At 35.3% G+C, this 14,448-nt stretch carries 17 protein-coding genes; 11 read left to right on the top strand and 6 right to left on the bottom strand.

The genetic code is table 11. From position 1 onward, the window contains the following. Positions 1 to 22: 22 nt before the first annotated feature. Positions 23 to 1,183 carry an N-acetylglucosamine-6-phosphate deacetylase gene (locus tag PMN2A_RS01070; protein ID WP_011294168.1) on the bottom strand — a complete coding sequence of 387 codons (1,161 nt, stop codon included), beginning with the start codon at positions 1,181 to 1,183 and terminating at the stop codon, positions 23 to 25. 78 nt (positions 1,184 to 1,261) lie between these two features. Here PMN2A_RS01070 and purE point away from each other — a divergent pair, with 78 nt between their 5' ends. After that, a complete protein-coding gene (gene purE / locus PMN2A_RS01065) occupies positions 1,262 to 1,798 on the top strand; it encodes a 5-(carboxyamino)imidazole ribonucleotide mutase (RefSeq protein ID WP_011294167.1) in 537 nt (178 codons plus the stop codon). Between the two features lie 24 nt (positions 1,799 to 1,822). Here the strand turns inward: purE and cysC are convergent, their stop codons facing one another. Together cysC and PMN2A_RS01055 are read right to left on the bottom strand one after the other, a co-directional pair. Further along, complete coding sequence (gene cysC / locus PMN2A_RS01060) at positions 1,823 to 2,461, bottom strand: adenylyl-sulfate kinase (RefSeq protein ID WP_011294166.1); 639 nt, start codon at positions 2,459 to 2,461, stop codon at positions 1,823 to 1,825. A 52-nt stretch (positions 2,462 to 2,513) separates the two neighbouring features. After that, the gene (locus PMN2A_RS01055) at positions 2,514 to 2,837 is read right to left on the bottom strand and encodes a translation initiation factor (protein ID WP_011294165.1); all 324 of its coding nucleotides are present in this window, start codon (positions 2,835 to 2,837) and stop codon (positions 2,514 to 2,516) included. 39 nt (positions 2,838 to 2,876) lie between these two features. Between PMN2A_RS01055 and trpB the strand changes: the two genes are divergently transcribed. Further along, positions 2,877 to 4,130, top strand: a complete 1,254-nt coding sequence (trpB, locus tag PMN2A_RS01050; RefSeq protein WP_011294164.1) for a tryptophan synthase subunit beta — start codon at positions 2,877 to 2,879, stop codon at positions 4,128 to 4,130. Between the two features lie 12 nt (positions 4,131 to 4,142). Here the strand turns inward: trpB and PMN2A_RS01045 are convergent, their stop codons facing one another. Continuing rightward, a complete protein-coding gene (locus PMN2A_RS01045; protein ID WP_011294163.1) occupies positions 4,143 to 4,499 on the bottom strand; it encodes a rhodanese-like domain-containing protein in 357 nt (118 codons plus the stop codon). Positions 4,500 to 4,575: 76 nt separating this feature from the next. Between PMN2A_RS01045 and PMN2A_RS01040 the strand changes: the two genes are divergently transcribed. The 8 genes from PMN2A_RS01040 to PMN2A_RS01005 all read left to right on the top strand — a co-directional run bounded on the left by PMN2A_RS01040 (position 4,576) and on the right by PMN2A_RS01005 (position 11,771). After that, positions 4,576 to 6,162: a DUF3352 domain-containing protein gene (locus tag PMN2A_RS01040; protein WP_011294162.1), complete on the top strand. Its 1,587-nt coding sequence runs from the start codon at positions 4,576 to 4,578 to the stop codon at positions 6,160 to 6,162. 135 nt (positions 6,163 to 6,297) lie between these two features. Further along, positions 6,298 to 7,425: a citrate synthase gene (locus PMN2A_RS01035; protein ID WP_011294161.1), complete on the top strand. Its 1,128-nt coding sequence runs from the start codon at positions 6,298 to 6,300 to the stop codon at positions 7,423 to 7,425. 73 nt (positions 7,426 to 7,498) lie between these two features. Beyond that, the gene (gene nuoH / locus PMN2A_RS01030; RefSeq protein ID WP_011294160.1) at positions 7,499 to 8,617 is read left to right on the top strand and encodes an NADH-quinone oxidoreductase subunit NuoH; all 1,119 of its coding nucleotides are present in this window, start codon (positions 7,499 to 7,501) and stop codon (positions 8,615 to 8,617) included. A gap of 109 nt (positions 8,618 to 8,726) precedes the next feature. Next, on the top strand, positions 8,727 to 9,383 hold the full coding sequence (gene ndhI / locus PMN2A_RS01025; protein WP_011294159.1) for an NAD(P)H-quinone oxidoreductase subunit I: 657 nt from the start codon (positions 8,727 to 8,729) through the stop codon (positions 9,381 to 9,383). Next, positions 9,380 to 9,982: an NADH-quinone oxidoreductase subunit J gene (locus PMN2A_RS01020; RefSeq protein ID WP_011294158.1), complete on the top strand. Its 603-nt coding sequence runs from the start codon at positions 9,380 to 9,382 to the stop codon at positions 9,980 to 9,982. Before ndhI ends, PMN2A_RS01020 begins: the two co-directional genes overlap by 4 nt. Positions 9,983 to 10,016: 34 nt before the next feature. Next, positions 10,017 to 10,346 carry an NADH-quinone oxidoreductase subunit NuoK gene (gene nuoK / locus PMN2A_RS01015; protein ID WP_011294157.1) on the top strand — a complete coding sequence of 110 codons (330 nt, stop codon included), beginning with the start codon at positions 10,017 to 10,019 and terminating at the stop codon, positions 10,344 to 10,346. 9 nt (positions 10,347 to 10,355) lie between these two features. Continuing rightward, complete coding sequence (locus PMN2A_RS01010) at positions 10,356 to 11,264, top strand: NAD(+) kinase (protein WP_011294156.1); 909 nt, start codon at positions 10,356 to 10,358, stop codon at positions 11,262 to 11,264. A gap of 6 nt (positions 11,265 to 11,270) precedes the next feature. Further along, positions 11,271 to 11,771, top strand: a complete 501-nt coding sequence (locus PMN2A_RS01005; protein ID WP_011294155.1) for a CYTH domain-containing protein — start codon at positions 11,271 to 11,273, stop codon at positions 11,769 to 11,771. A gap of 241 nt (positions 11,772 to 12,012) precedes the next feature. On the opposite strand, the gene PMN2A_RS01000 is transcribed toward PMN2A_RS01005, so the two are convergent. Further along, positions 12,013 to 12,288, bottom strand: coding sequence for a helix-turn-helix domain-containing protein (locus PMN2A_RS01000; RefSeq protein ID WP_011294153.1), 276 nt, complete (start codon positions 12,286 to 12,288; stop codon positions 12,013 to 12,015). A gap of 84 nt (positions 12,289 to 12,372) precedes the next feature. On the opposite strand from PMN2A_RS01000, the gene PMN2A_RS00995 reads away from it, so the two are divergent. Next, the gene (locus tag PMN2A_RS00995) at positions 12,373 to 13,254 is read left to right on the top strand and encodes a methylenetetrahydrofolate reductase (RefSeq protein WP_011294152.1); all 882 of its coding nucleotides are present in this window, start codon (positions 12,373 to 12,375) and stop codon (positions 13,252 to 13,254) included. Here PMN2A_RS00995 and PMN2A_RS00990 read toward each other — a convergent pair. Next, positions 13,247 to 14,425, bottom strand: a complete 1,179-nt coding sequence (locus PMN2A_RS00990) for a nucleotidyltransferase family protein (RefSeq protein WP_011294151.1) — start codon at positions 14,423 to 14,425, stop codon at positions 13,247 to 13,249. The two genes, PMN2A_RS00995 and PMN2A_RS00990, sit on opposite strands and share 8 nt — an antisense overlap. Positions 14,426 to 14,448: the final 23 nt, after the last annotated feature.

Genomic DNA, 14,448 nt, shown 5'->3' with positions numbered 1-14,448 from the left:
AGATAATTACCTCTTAACGATCTTACGCAGCCAACTGCCAAGACAACTGATGATTACAAGAATTCATTTTCCATCTAAGTAAAGACTTAATATTTTTTCCAATAAAAAAAGATTTTGCAGTCATTTTGTTCTGACTTAATACCATACGTGGAGCAAGTGTTGCCATCCAAATAGCAGCAGAGGGATCATTAATCCAATTTGCTATTTTTTTGCATGCGTCAAGTAAAGGCAAAGTGGATCCTGCAATTGTTTCATTTGGAAGTCTGCATAAACCATTTTCTACTGTTATCAAGCGTTTATCCCAATTAAACGATCCATCTCCTAAACCATAAGCTGATATTGCATCGCTAACTAAAACAATTTGCTTTGGTGCAAGTATCTTTAAAAGCCTAATCATATCTGAATGAACATGAACACCATCACCTATCAATCCTAGGAAAATATCGTCTCTTCTTGCAGCCGCTCCTATAGGTCCAATAGCTCGATGATGTAAACCTTTCATTGCATTAAAAGTATGCGTAATCATGCTCACACCATTATTAAAAGCTTTTATGGCTGAATCAAAATCAGCTGAAGAATGTCCCAGTGAGACAACGATATTTAATTCTCTTAGACGAGAAATTACATCCAAAGAACCTTTTAATTCTGGAGCCAATGTCATTAGTGCTATGTCGTCCTCAAATCCCTTTATTCTCTCATTTAAGGCAGAAATACTAGGTCTACAAATACTTCCTGTGTCATGTGCTCCAGAATATGTCTCACATAAAAAAGGTCCTTCCATATGGGCGCCAAGTAGTCGACATCGATTTGTTGAAGTATATTTTTTCGTTTCCTTTAAGACCTCCATTCCTAATTGAAATTGATCTAGAGAACAACTAACAAAAGTTGGACAAATTCCTTCAACTCCATCTAGCCAAAGTTGATCAAGCAATGTTAATAATTTAGGTATTTTATTAAAATTTAAATCTGTAAATGAGATCCCTAAACCTCCATTCATTTGAAGATCAATCGCCCTAGGACTTAGCCAATCTCCATGCCAATCTTCATCATAACTTGATTCCCTCTTGCAAGTTTTATCAATAGAAAGAATAATTCCATGTTCATCTAAAACTAGTGAAAATAAATTCTTTTCATCTTCGCTTTTCTCTGGTTGAGGTACTTTAATGTTTGTAATTTTTCTCATTTCTTAAAAACTAAAAATAATTAATGCAGAATTCTTAAATAATTGGCATTATAAAAATGAGATTTATAGAATTGACAATTGTCTTTAACTGAAGCTAATACATTTAAGCAAGTAGCTGTAGTAATGGGTAGTGATTCAGATCTTAAAACTCTTAAGCCTGCGGTGGCAATTCTAGATCAATTTGGAATATCTAATGAAGTAAGGATTCTGTCTGCTCATAGGACTCCAAAAGAAATGATGGATTTTGCTCAAATGGCAGAATCAAATGGTTTTGGAGTGATAATTGCTGGGGCTGGCGGGGCTGCTCATCTACCAGGAATGATCGCATCTCTTACAACCCTTCCTGTCATAGGCGTTCCCGTCAAGAGCAAGGCACTTTCAGGGATAGATTCTATGTATTCAATCTTGCAAATGCCCTCAGGCATCCCCGTAGCAACAGTTGCCATAGAAGGGGGCCTAAATGCTGGCCTTTTGGCAACTCAAATTTTAGCCATCAACAATACTGAATTAAAAAATAAATTAAACGCCTACAGATGTGAGCTGCACGACCTTGTGGTTAAAAAAGATCACACACTTAAAGAGATTGGAGCCATAACTTATCTAGAAAAAATGTAATTATTTTTCCATTAACATACTAATTTACTTAGAAATTTTTGAAATAATCTTTCTTTCAACAAGCAAATTAGTAACTATATCTACACATTGATCAATCTCAAGATTTCCAGTATCAATTTTCAATTCTGGAGACTCAGGTTCTTCATAAGGACTTGAGATTCCAGTAAAATCTTTGATGTCTCCGTTTCTTGCCTTGGCATAAAGCCCTTTTGTATCTCTTGTTTCACAAACCCCTAGATCAGCTGAACAATATATTTCTATAAAATCATTCTCTCCAACTAAAGATCTTGCATTATCGCGATCGACTCTAAATGGAGATACGAATGCAGTTAAAACAATGATTCCAGCGTCAAGAAATAGTTTAGAGACTTCGCCAATTCTTCTGATATTTTCTTCCCTATCAAGATCAGAAAATCCCAAGTCTTTGCATAAACCATGTCTGATATTGTCACCATCTAAAACATAAGTTGAATAACCATCTTTGTGTAGAGCTACATTTACTGCATTGGCTAATGTGCTTTTTCCAGAACCAGATAGACCTGTAAACCAAAGTATTGCGCTGCGATGTCCTCTTTGCTGAAATCTAGCTTCTCTATCAATTGAAGATTGGTGCCAAACTATATTGGTGGCTTTTGATAGAGGACTTTTAGAGTTTTGTTCCATGAATGCAGACTAATTGTTTACTATTCTCCATGTTGATCGACACAGTTTATTGTTAACCTCCACTTTGTTTTGGCCTAAAACCCTCCTTTAAAAGAAAATTCTGAGCTTTTGATATTTGATCTCCTTGTAACTCTAAAAAATCACCTTTAACAGCCCCACCTGTTCCGCAAGCTATTTTTAAATTCTTAAGAATTTTTTTTGCCTCTACTTGCTCTAATTCAAGTCCTTTGATGACAGTAACAAGTTTTCCTTTTTTTCCAGATCGAGTTCTTTCTAAACGAACTTGTCGCTTTCCTTTAGGAGTAACACTATTTTGAGTGTTACTCCCTATTGTCTTAAGAGGGTCATTAAACTCACTCCAGCCGCCTTTGGACATTTTTTGCTTTTTGGCTGGTAATTATTTTCTTAATCTAAGGTGACAGGTACACTCCCAACACAATTTAAAGATTCGGATTTATCTCCTTTAACAAGGCCAAATACTCTTGGTCGATTTGGTAAGTATGGGGGGCAATATGTTCCTGAAACTTTAATACCTGCTCTTATTGAATTAGAGCAAGCTGCTAAAGAAGCATGGAAAGATTCTTCATTCAATTCAGAACTAAATCATTTACTAAAAACATACGTAGGAAGATCAACTCCTCTTTATGAAGCCACAAGACTAACTGAACATTACAGAAAAAATACATTAAAAGGTCCAAGGATTTGGCTTAAAAGAGAAGATTTAAATCACACAGGCGCACACAAAATAAATAATGCACTTGGGCAAGCTCTTCTTGCGATTCGGATGGGAAAAAAAAGAATTATTGCTGAAACTGGAGCTGGTCAGCATGGAGTTGCAACTGCGACAGTCTGCGCTCGTTTTGGATTGGAGTGCATTATCTATATGGGCAAAGAAGATATGAGAAGACAAGCCTTAAACGTATTCCGAATGCAATTGCTTGGAGCCTCAGTGAGGCCAGTAACAAGTGGAACAGCAACACTCAAAGATGCAACCAGCGAAGCTATTCGGGATTGGGTTACTAATGTTGAAACGACTCATTATATTCTCGGTTCAGTTGCAGGCCCACATCCATATCCAATGTTGGTCAGAGATTTTCACGCAGTTATTGGAGAAGAAACAAAGCAACAATGTAAACAAGCTTTTGGGCGGTCTCCAGATGTTCTTCTTGCTTGTGTTGGTGGGGGATCGAATGCGATGGGTCTTTTCCATTCTTTTGTTGAAGACAAAAGTGTAAGAATGATTGGAGTTGAAGCTGCGGGAGATGGAGTCGAAACAGGTCGCCATGCAGCGACAATTACTGAAGGAAGAATAGGAGTTCTCCACGGCGCGATGAGTCTCTTACTACAAGACAAAGATGGGCAAGTTGAGGAGGCGCATTCCATTAGCGCAGGTCTTGATTATCCAGGGGTTGGGCCGGAGCATAGTTACTTAAAAGAAATTGGACGTGCTGAATATGCTGCTGTTACTGACACTGAAGCCATAGAAGCGCTGCAATTAGTTAGTAAATTGGAAGGTATTATTCCTGCTCTAGAGACTGCTCATGCATTTGCCTATCTAGAAAAACTTTGCCCAACTCTCAATCATAATTCTGAAATTGTCATTAACTGCTCTGGCAGAGGGGATAAAGACGTGAATACTGTTGCTGAAAAACTAGGATCAGAAATATAAAATAACAGCTTATTAATACCTTGGAACAGATTGATCGACATCTGTGCTCCAAGCATCTATTCCTCCGACAAGATTCCAAACACTTTTAGCTATTCCTTGTTCTAGAAGCCAAATACCAAAATTCAGACTTCTCACACCCGCATGGCAAATAACGACAACAGGCTGATCCTTCGGCAACAGTTCAACTATTTTGTCTGACCAGTTTGCAGCCTTGCTCAAAGGTAGATGTAATACTGAGAATGAAAATGAGGCAATAGCAATTTCATTATCCTCCCTCACATCTACAATAAATGGTTTTTCAGAAGAATCATCTTCTAAGATTTTATTTAACTCTTTTGGAGATATATTTAAAGGAATATTCTGGTTCATATTTGTGATTCTAAGTAAAGATTAAACTTTCTATTATCAAAGCTCAAAAAGGATACAAACGCTCAAATAATGACAAATGAAATCACTTCAATCTTATTTTTTAATATCTGCAATAGTAATTTTATCAATTTTGACTGGGATATTTATTTGGCGCAATAAGCATCTTACGCAAATCCCTAAGTTCAATGAAGAATCATTCAATGCTCCGGTTTCCTCAAAATATATACCAAAGAATACTGATCTCGTATTCCACTGGAAACTGAATCCAGGCTTACTTCCAAAGTACATCGAAAATTATCAAGATAAAGTTAGTAAACACGCCATAAACAAAAAAGTAAGTTTTATTAGAGATTCCTCTTTTCAATTAATTGGCTTTAATTTTGCAAAAGACATCTCAAAATGGGTAGGAGATTATGGGAGCTTTGCAGTATTTGATTCAAACAAAAAAACTATAAATGATTGGTTGATGGTTTTAGCAATAAAAGAAGATGTAAATATTAAACACGAATTAGAATCTATTTTAGGATCAAAAGTTGTTGATGAGAGTACTAATCAAAGCAATAAAATCAGCACCTCAAAAACAGAAATAATTTCAAAACAAATTAATTCAAACAACTCAATCTACTTTGCAAATGATGAAGATAATCTTTTAATATCATCCAATCCTAATATCATACAATCTTCAATAGAAAAATTAGATAGCAATATAATAAATACAAAAAAAATGTATAAGAATATTCAATTAAAGGATAATCTTAAAGACGGATTATTATTATTAGAAATGTCTCCAAAAAAGATTTTAAATCTTATTGGTCAAGAAGAAGATTTATTGAATATAAATAAGGTAGATAATTTACTATCTTCTGTAAATGTAGATAAAAATAAATTAAACTTAGAAGGAATATTAGCTTACAATGTTAAAACTAAAATGCCAGTTAAAGATATTAATTCTAATTTAATTGATATAAAAAAGGAATCTGAATTGCCTGAGAATTATATATTAGTTGACAATCCCAAGCAGTATTTTCAGAAAGATTCATTCCATCCATATCAAAAGCTAATAGCCTCTATTATCAAAGAATCAACAACCTCAGATTATTCTGAGCTCTTAAAAATAATTCTTGAAAACTCTCAAGGAAATTTGATTTGGATAAATGATAAAGACTGGTTGATTTTAACTAGGAAATCTGATACGAAAAAGACAGAGATAGATGATATTCTAAAAAAAGAGAATTTTTTGAATTCAAATATAGATTTTAAAAGCAGAAAGCTAGAAATTTGGTCAAAAATAAGTACAAATGAAAATAATACATATGAGCTAAAAGATAACATTGAGGCAATTGTCGAAGAAGATGACAAGACTTACATTTGGAGTCAAAACTTATCTTCTATATCAAATTTTGATAATACAAACTACCTAAAAAATTATTCAGATAATGAACAGAATACAAATGAATTTAATGATTTTGATGATGTCCTAAAAATTCATTTAGGGAAAGAAAAAACTAAAGCAATTTTAAATAGTTTCTATCCATATATCTTATTGAAAACTATGTTAGGAAACACACTAAATCCTCCTCAGGATATTGATATAGCCATTGCAGTACCTACAATTAATTATCCAGACTTCATTAAAGTTAAAATCAACTTAAAAACAAGTTGATAAAAAGTTTAAAGTGCTATATTAAAAATATAGTTTAATTCTATAAAATAAAGTTCAAGTTGAAAATTTTTCAATTGAACAGAAAATTGTTTTGCAGGAGCTAAAGCCATAGATAACGAAAAAAAGACAACTAATTTGGTTCTAAAGCCAGGCTTGGAAGGGGTTCCAGTAACCAACTCAGGGATATGCGAAATAAATGGAACAGAAGGAAGGCTTAGCTACAGAGGTTATCCAATATCTGAGCTAGCCCAAAAAAGTAGTTTTTTAGAAACTGCATTTCTCTTGATCTGGGGAGAACTTCCCACTGAAAATGAGCTTGAGAAATTTGAAAAGGACGTTCAAATGCATAGACGAGTGAGCTTTAGAATTAGAGATATGCTCAAGTGTTTTCCAGAGTCTGGGCATCCTATGGATGCTCTTCAAGCAAGTGCTGCATCTTTGGGCCTCTTTTATTCTCGAAGAGCAATTGATGATCCAAAATATATCTACGACGCAGTAGTGAGGTTGATTGCAAAAATTCCAACTATGGTTGCTGCTTTCGAGCAAATAAGAAAAGGAGACGATCCAATTCAACCTCAAGATGATTTGCCTTACTCTTCCAATTTCCTTTATATGCTCACCGAGAGGGAGCCAAATCCTCTTGCAGCAAGAGTTTTCGACAGATGTTTAATTCTTCATGCCGAGCACAGTCTCAATGCAAGTACGTTTAGCGCAAGAGTAACTGCAAGCACATTGACTGATCCTTATGCCGTCGTCGCTTCTGCCGTTGGGACATTAGCCGGTCCTCTTCATGGAGGGGCCAATGAAGATGTGATAGCAATGCTAGAAGAAATTGGAAGACCTGATGAAGTCTCTTCATTTCTCAATGATGCAATTGCAAAAAAAAGGAAAATCATGGGCTTTGGACACAGGGAGTATCGTGTCAAAGACCCTAGAGCAACAATTTTACAAGCCTTCGCAGAGGAACTTTTCTCGGAATTTGGTAAAGATGAAATGTATGAAGTAGCCAAAGCACTTGAAGAAGAGGCTATTTCCAAGCTGGGGCCAAAAGGTATATTCCCAAATGTTGACTTTTATTCTGGACTGGTTTATCGAAAGCTTGGTATTCCTCGAGATTTATTTACACCAGTTTTTGCTATTTCCAGAGTTGCTGGTTGGTTGGCTCACTGGAGAGAACAACTTGGAGCAAATAGAATTTTCAGACCATCACAAATTTATGAAGGAGCAAAAATGAGAAATTGGAAGCCTCTTGAAAGCAGATAATTTGAAATTTATTTTTCGAATTTAAAATTAATTCAAAATTACACTAACCTTGTTAATAGAACATATGTAAGAAGTGAATTCAGGCATAGACCTTGAAATGAGTTTTACCCAAGGCGTTCAAAACCTTGGTTTATCTCATGAATTAGCACACCTTTTATGGATCCCTCTTCCGATGCTTTTAGTATTGGTATCAGCTGTCATTGGTGTATTAGTAACAGTTTGGCTTGAACGAAAAATTTCTGCAGCAGCTCAACAAAGAATTGGGCCTGAATATGCAGGTGCACTTGGTATTCTTCAGCCAATGGCAGACGGTTTGAAACTCTTAGTAAAAGAAGACATTATTCCAGCAAGGGCTGACAGTGTTCTTTTTACAGTTGGTCCAATATTAGTTTTAGTGCCAGTTATTCTATCTTGGCTAATTGTTCCCTTTGGTCAAAATCTGTTAATTAGTAATGTAGGTATAGGAATATTTTTGTGGATTGCCCTAAGTAGCATTCAACCAATTGGTTTACTGATGAGTGGCTACTCTTCCAATAATAAATATTCTTTACTAGGTGGGCTGAGAGCTGCCGCTCAATCAATTAGTTATGAAATTCCATTAGCGCTAGCAGTTTTGGCCATAGTTATGATGAGCAATTCATTGAGCACTGTTGACATAGTTGAGCAACAAAATACTGCCGGCTTCCTTAGTTGGAATATATGGCGACAACCTGTAGGTTTTATTATTTTTTGGATCTGTGCATTAGCTGAATGCGAGAGACTACCTTTTGATTTGCCAGAGGCAGAAGAAGAGCTTGTAGCTGGCTATCAAACTGAGTATTCAGGCATGAAATTTGCTCTGTTTTACTTAGCTGGATACATCAATCTTGTTTTATCTGCTTTACTTGTTTCTGTTCTGTACTTGGGAGGATGGGGTTTTCCAATCTCAATTGATTGGTTTTCATCATTTATAGGTCTCTCAATTGATAATCCATTAGTTCAAATTATTGCTGCGTCTCTTGGAATTGTAATGACAATCCTTAAGGCTTATTTACTGGTTTTTCTAGCAATCTTATTGAGATGGACTACTCCAAGAGTTCGGATTGATCAACTACTTGATTTAGGCTGGAAGTTTCTTTTACCTATTTCTTTGGTCAATTTACTTGTAACTGCTTCACTTAAATTGGCATTTCCGATGACATTTGGAGGATAATAGAAAAGCAACACACTAGCTAGTTTTTTTAAGTAAAAGTACCTACATTTAATTGAAAAAAACTGTATAATGATTACTGTAGATATAGACCGCCGGCATCAAATTTAATATGCTTGGTTTCCTTGAAAAAGTTGCCGACTACACTAAAGAAGCCGTTAGTGCAGCAAAATATTTAGTTGATGGACTAGGAGTTACATTCGACCACATGCGTCGAAGGCCTGTAACGGTTCAATACCCTTACGAAAAACTAATCCCCTCTGAGCGCTATAGAGGGAGGATTCATTATGAATTTGATAAGTGCATTGCATGCGAAGTTTGCGTAAGGGTATGCCCAATCAATCTGCCAGTCGTTGATTGGGTAATGAATAAAGAAACCAAGAAAAAAGAATTAAGAAATTATTCAATTGACTTTGGTGCATGTATTTTTTGTGGAAATTGCGTTGAATATTGCCCTACAAATTGCTTATCAATGACAGAAGAATATGAACTGTCTGCATTTGATAGACATAGCCTTAACTACGATAATGTTGCTCTTGGAAGACTACCAACAAGCGTAACTTCAGATCCATCAGTTCGTCCTCTCAGAGAATTACCTTATTTGCCAAAGGGCATAATGGACCCTCATGAATTACCCGCGAACCAACTAAGAGCAGGTAAGCTACCAAGTCAGATTATAAAAGAACTGCAAGCAGATAAATCAGAAGAAGAAGGTAAGAATAATTCGTCGGATATGGTTCCAAATAAATTAAATTCTACTAACAAATGAATATCGCTTATTCAACAGAATTAATTTGCTTTTTAATTCTTAGTGCTGTCATAGTTTCTGGAAGTTTGGCAGTTGTTTTATTAGAAAATATTGTTTACTCAGCATTTTTATTAGGCGGAGTATTTATGGCTGTAGCAGGTTTATATCTTTTGCTAAATGCTAGTTTTGTCGCTGCAGCTCAAATTCTTGTATATGTAGGAGCTGTAAATGTTTTGATATTATTTGCAATTATGTTAGTTAATAATAAAGAAAAGTTAAAACCAATTAAAGGTCTTAGAACTAGAAAATTGATATCTGGTGGGGTTTGTGGTGGATTATTAATCCTATTATTGCGGGTTAGCATTACCACCAAATGGAACTTACCAGGACCAACCTCTATTGGTGAAGAAGCAACTGAGAGAATAGGTGAACATCTATTCACAGATTATTTATTACCTTTTGAACTTGCTTCGATTTTATTATTAATGGCTATGATTGGAGCAATCGTATTAGCAAGAAGAGATGTATCAATTCCAAGAGCTGATATGAATGATATAAAGAATCAAAAGTCCTTAAGTGATAGGAAAGTTCCTCTTCTTTCCGAAAATAGTATAAAATGAAATCAATTGTATACATAACATTTATATACTAAATATGTTAGAAAATTCAATTGGACCAGTCCCTCTTCAGGCTTATCTCATAGTTGCTGCATTCCTTTTTTGCACTGGTGTTTGGGGATTAATAAATAGTCGAAATGCGGTTCGTGTTTTAATGAGCATAGAATTAATGTTAAACGCAGTAAATATAAATCTTATGAGTTTTTCATCCTATGTAGATGGATCAGTAATTAGAGGGCAAGTATTTTCAATTTTTGTTATTACCGTAGCCGCAGCCGAGGCGGCAGTTGGACTAGCAATACTACTTTCCTTGTATAGAAATAGAGTTACTATTGATATGGAAAGTTTTAATCTACTTAAATGGTAGATATTTTTAATGACAACAAATCTGATCTGGATCTTATATAGATCAGATAGTGATACTGCATACAAAGAAACCTTAAATTGTAAAAAAATAATTGAAGGTTATGGGAAAAAAGTTTTATTTTCCGAAATAAGTAATGAAACTAATAACATTAATCAATTATTTTTAAAATCTGAGGTTTTACCAGAAATCACTATTGTTCTAGGAGGTGATGGAACAGTTTTAAGAGCCGCAAGATATTTATCCCCGAAAAACATACCTATCTTAAGTTTTAATGTTGGAGGGAATTTAGGCTTTTTGACCCACGATCGTCAGATCTTAAAGCAAGAAACTTTTTGGGAAAGAGTTTCAAATAATAGATTTAATATCCAAAAAAGAATGATGCTTGAAGCAACTGTTTTTAGAGAAAAGAACAATAATGAAAACACAATTAAAAAATCATTTTTTGCCTTAAATGATTTTTATTTAAGATCTTGTACAGATGAGATTGCACCTACTTGCAGCCTAGCCCTTGAAATAGATGGTGAAGCTGTAGATAGATACAAGGGAGATGGACTTATCTTTTCTACTCCAACAGGGTCAACTGCTTACTCTATGGCCGCTGGAGGACCCATTATTCATCCTTCCTTGGATGCAATTATAGTAAGTGCTATTTGCCCAATGAGCTTGGCCAGTAGGCCAATAGTTGTACCTCCTGAATCTCAATTAGTAATTAAACCAATAAGAGGTATGAAACAAAAAATAAAGTTATGGTTAGATGGATCTAGTGGATGTCTTATTGAAGCTGAAGACACATGCTTAATAAAGAAATCTAATCACTCAACCTCAATAATAATTTTAGATGAAAATCATTCTTATTATAAGACAATTACTCAAAAGCTTCATTGGGCAAGTAGCCTTAACAATCCAAATAAACAATAAGAAGTTATGGGTATAGAAATTGAAAGAAGATTCTTAGTTGCAAATGAAGATTGGAAAGATCAGGTAATACGAAGTGAGAGTGTTAGTCAAGCCTACTTAAATTCAAGTGTAGATGAATGGGCTACTCGAGTAAGGATCATCGATAATAATAAAGGATACATAACATTAAAGTCCTCTTTAAATGGACTAGCAAACTACGAGTTTGAATATTCAATTCCTAGAAAAGATGCTATTGAATTAATACAATTGTCAAAATATAAAATTACTAAAATTCGATATCAGCTAAAAATAAATAAAAAAAATTGGGTAGTTGATGTTTTTGAAGAGTCAAATTCGTATTTAAAAATTGCTGAAATTGAGTTGAATTCTGAATCAGAAGAAATTCAAGTCCCATCATGGTGTGGGAAAGAGATAACTGGGATCAAATCATTGAGCAATGCTTCTCTTGCAAAAGCACCAATTTCTGAATTGTCAGTAAAAGATAGGATAAAAATCAAAAGCCTCTAAACAAAAAGGCAGCCTGTCCTTTAGATTATCTTAATAATCGTTAGATAATTTCTAGCGATTTATGCATTCTTTGCAAGAGGTATAACTTGTATGGTCTTTACGACACAGAAGGTATTCTTCGATTCACTTGTTCTGACAAGGAAGCTTGCATCGCATATGCAAAGTTATTTGAGTTTTCATCAATTGAATTTTCTCTAATGCCCTTATCAGATCTTACTGAGGGCGACAACAATTAGTTCTATTAAGAATCTGTTTCATCATCGGGCAATGAACAACAATTGAACCCATCTCGGCAGATTTTTCCATGATCCATTGCCCAGTTCAACAAAGCCACTCTGTTTTTCGAACCTGTTTTAGTAAACATATTGCTGACATGGTTGTCTACAGTCCTTTTGCTAATTGTCAGTTTTTCAGCAATCTCTTGATTAGTCAGGCCATCTGCAACTAATCCAATGATCTCCATTTCCCTAGCTGAGAGTCCCATGTGGGACGAATTAGCGATCTCTCCTGTAAACATTCCCCTCACTCACAACTCATTAATTAATACTACTTAGATTAGGGCCTTTAATCACCGATAGTAATTATCTAGTAAAAAATACATGTGAAATCTAAACTTCAAAAACGACTTGAATCTGGCTTGTCAGCTATTACTGCTGAAATCATGCCTCCTAGAGGAGGTAATACAGCTTCAGCTATTTCAAAAGCCATAAAATTAAAAGACCTTGTACATGGTTTTAATGTTACAGATGGCAGCAGGGCAATAATGAGAATGAGTAGCCTAGCCTTATGCAAGCTGCTTTTAGAGGCAAATCTTGAACCAGTCTTACAATTATCATGTAGGGATAGAAATCGAATAGCATTACAAGCTGAATTACTAGGAGCACATGCTTTAGGGATAACAAATATCCTCTGTTTAACTGGCGATCCCGTACGAGTAGGAGACCAATCTCAAGCCAAATCAGTTCAAGACTTCAACTCAATAGAGCTTATTAAGCAAGTCACATCACTTAACAAAGGAATAGATCCCGTGTCTGATTTATTACCTGATGGCCCAACTAATTTATTTGCTGGAGCTGCGGCTGATCCAAATTGCAGAGGGTTTGATAGCTTAAGAAGGAGAATAGAACTCAAAAAAACCGCGGGTGCAAATTTCCTTCAAACTCAAATGGTTATGGACCCTAAAGTACTTGAACGATTTTGCAGGGAAATAACAGAGCCTATGAAAATTCCTGTTTTGGCTGGAGTTTTTCTGCTCAAATCTGCTAAAAATGCACAATTCATCAATCGTGTAGTACCAGGTGCATGCATACCCGAATCAATTATTTCCAGACTTGAAAGTTCATCCAACCCTATTGATGAAGGCATATCAATTGCTGCTGACCAAGTAAAAAGTTTTCTAGGGATTGCTCAAGGAGTTCACCTTATGGCCGTTAAAGCAGAACAACAAATACCGATAATTTTAGATAGAGCAAATATTAATTAGAAGAACCAATCAGATCAGTACCTAATAATTCAGCCATTGCTTTTTGTTGAGGTGATGGTTCGCCTAAGTCCTGTCTTCTAGCATCAGTTATCAACCAATCTAAAGCAGCTTCTTGTAAATCAAAGTGATCTCCTTCTTTACCAACACAATATCTACCAAAGACTAACTTCTCCACAAGTTGAACTCCTGGCCCAATTAATGAATAATCAAAGATTATTGAATTATCAATTGTTGCGCCTTCACAAATACAACAACTTGGACCAATCATAGAGGGACCAACGATAGTTACACCATCTTCAATCCTTGTCATTCCACCAACATATATAGGTCCTTTCACATTTATTTTATCCCAATTAGCTGCAACATTTAAACCAGTATAGATTCCAGGTCTTACTTGCTTTCCTGGGATTTCAACCTGTCTAACATCACCTTTAAGTACATTCCTGATTGCTCTCCAATAATCTGGTACTTTACCAATATCAACCCACTCAAAATCCATTGGTAAAGCATAGAAAGGTGCTCCTTCCTCTACTAATTTTGGAAACAAATCTGAGCCAATATCAAAGGGTTTTCCAGATGGAATATAATTAAAAATTTCTGGCTCAAATAAATAAATTCCAGTATTAATCGTATCGCCTAGCGCATTATCTATAGAAGGTTTTTCTTGAAAAGCTTTAACTCGATCCTCTTCATCAGTTACAACAACGCCATAACTGCTTACTTGATCTTTTGAGACACGTTTAGTAATCAAACTAGCCAAAGCACCTTTTTCTTTATGTCGTTTTACTGCTTCAGATAAATCCAAATCAATTAATGCATCTCCACATAGGACGACAAAAGTATCATCAAAAAACTTTTGAAAATCTTGAATTTTTTTCAGACCACCCGCTGATCCAAGTGCATCACCAATTAATTCTCCGTCTTCAATACGACCTTCAAAGCTGTATGCAATTTCGACTCCAAATCTTTGTCCATCTCGAAAATAATTTTCTATTTCTTCTGCTAAATGGGAAACATTGACCATAACCTCAGTAAAACCGTGCTCCTTAAGGAGTTCCAACAAAAACTCCATTACAGGTTTCTGAAGGATAGGAATCATTGGCTTTGGAATCACATGCGTGATCGGCTGAACTCGGGTTCCTTTCCCAGCAGCTAGGATCATCGCCTTCATAGGCGGTTTAACCTAATCTCAAC

It is taken from the genome of Prochlorococcus marinus str. NATL2A (assembly GCF_000012465.1).
GTDB lineage: Bacteria > Cyanobacteriota > Cyanobacteriia > PCC-6307 > Cyanobiaceae > Prochlorococcus_B > Prochlorococcus_B marinus_B.
The sequence above is the reverse complement of the archived record's forward strand: the minus strand, read 5'-3'. Positions and strand labels throughout refer to the sequence as shown.

Excerpts from the sequence above, each read along its gene's own strand:
- PMN2A_RS01070 (WP_011294168.1), bottom strand. The coding sequence starts at position 1,183 with ATGAGAAAAATTACAAACATTAAAGTACCTCAACCAGAGAAAAGCGAA.
- cysC (WP_011294166.1), bottom strand. The coding sequence starts at position 2,461 with ATGGAACAAAACTCTAAAAGTCCTCTATCAAAAGCCACCAATATAGTT.
- PMN2A_RS01055 (WP_011294165.1), bottom strand. The coding sequence starts at position 2,837 with ATGTCCAAAGGCGGCTGGAGTGAGTTTAATGACCCTCTTAAGACAATA.
- PMN2A_RS01045 (WP_011294163.1), bottom strand. The coding sequence starts at position 4,499 with ATGAACCAGAATATTCCTTTAAATATATCTCCAAAAGAGTTAAATAAA.
- PMN2A_RS01040 (WP_011294162.1), top strand. The coding sequence starts at position 4,576 with ATGAAATCACTTCAATCTTATTTTTTAATATCTGCAATAGTAATTTTA.
- ndhI (WP_011294159.1), top strand. The coding sequence starts at position 8,727 with ATGCTTGGTTTCCTTGAAAAAGTTGCCGACTACACTAAAGAAGCCGTT.
- PMN2A_RS01020 (WP_011294158.1), top strand. The coding sequence starts at position 9,380 with ATGAATATCGCTTATTCAACAGAATTAATTTGCTTTTTAATTCTTAGT.
- nuoK (WP_011294157.1), top strand. The coding sequence starts at position 10,017 with ATGTTAGAAAATTCAATTGGACCAGTCCCTCTTCAGGCTTATCTCATA.
- PMN2A_RS01010 (WP_011294156.1), top strand. The coding sequence starts at position 10,356 with ATGACAACAAATCTGATCTGGATCTTATATAGATCAGATAGTGATACT.
- PMN2A_RS01005 (WP_011294155.1), top strand. The coding sequence starts at position 11,271 with ATGGGTATAGAAATTGAAAGAAGATTCTTAGTTGCAAATGAAGATTGG.
- PMN2A_RS01000 (WP_011294153.1), bottom strand. The coding sequence starts at position 12,288 with ATGTTTACAGGAGAGATCGCTAATTCGTCCCACATGGGACTCTCAGCT.
- PMN2A_RS00990 (WP_011294151.1), bottom strand. The coding sequence starts at position 14,425 with ATGAAGGCGATGATCCTAGCTGCTGGGAAAGGAACCCGAGTTCAGCCG.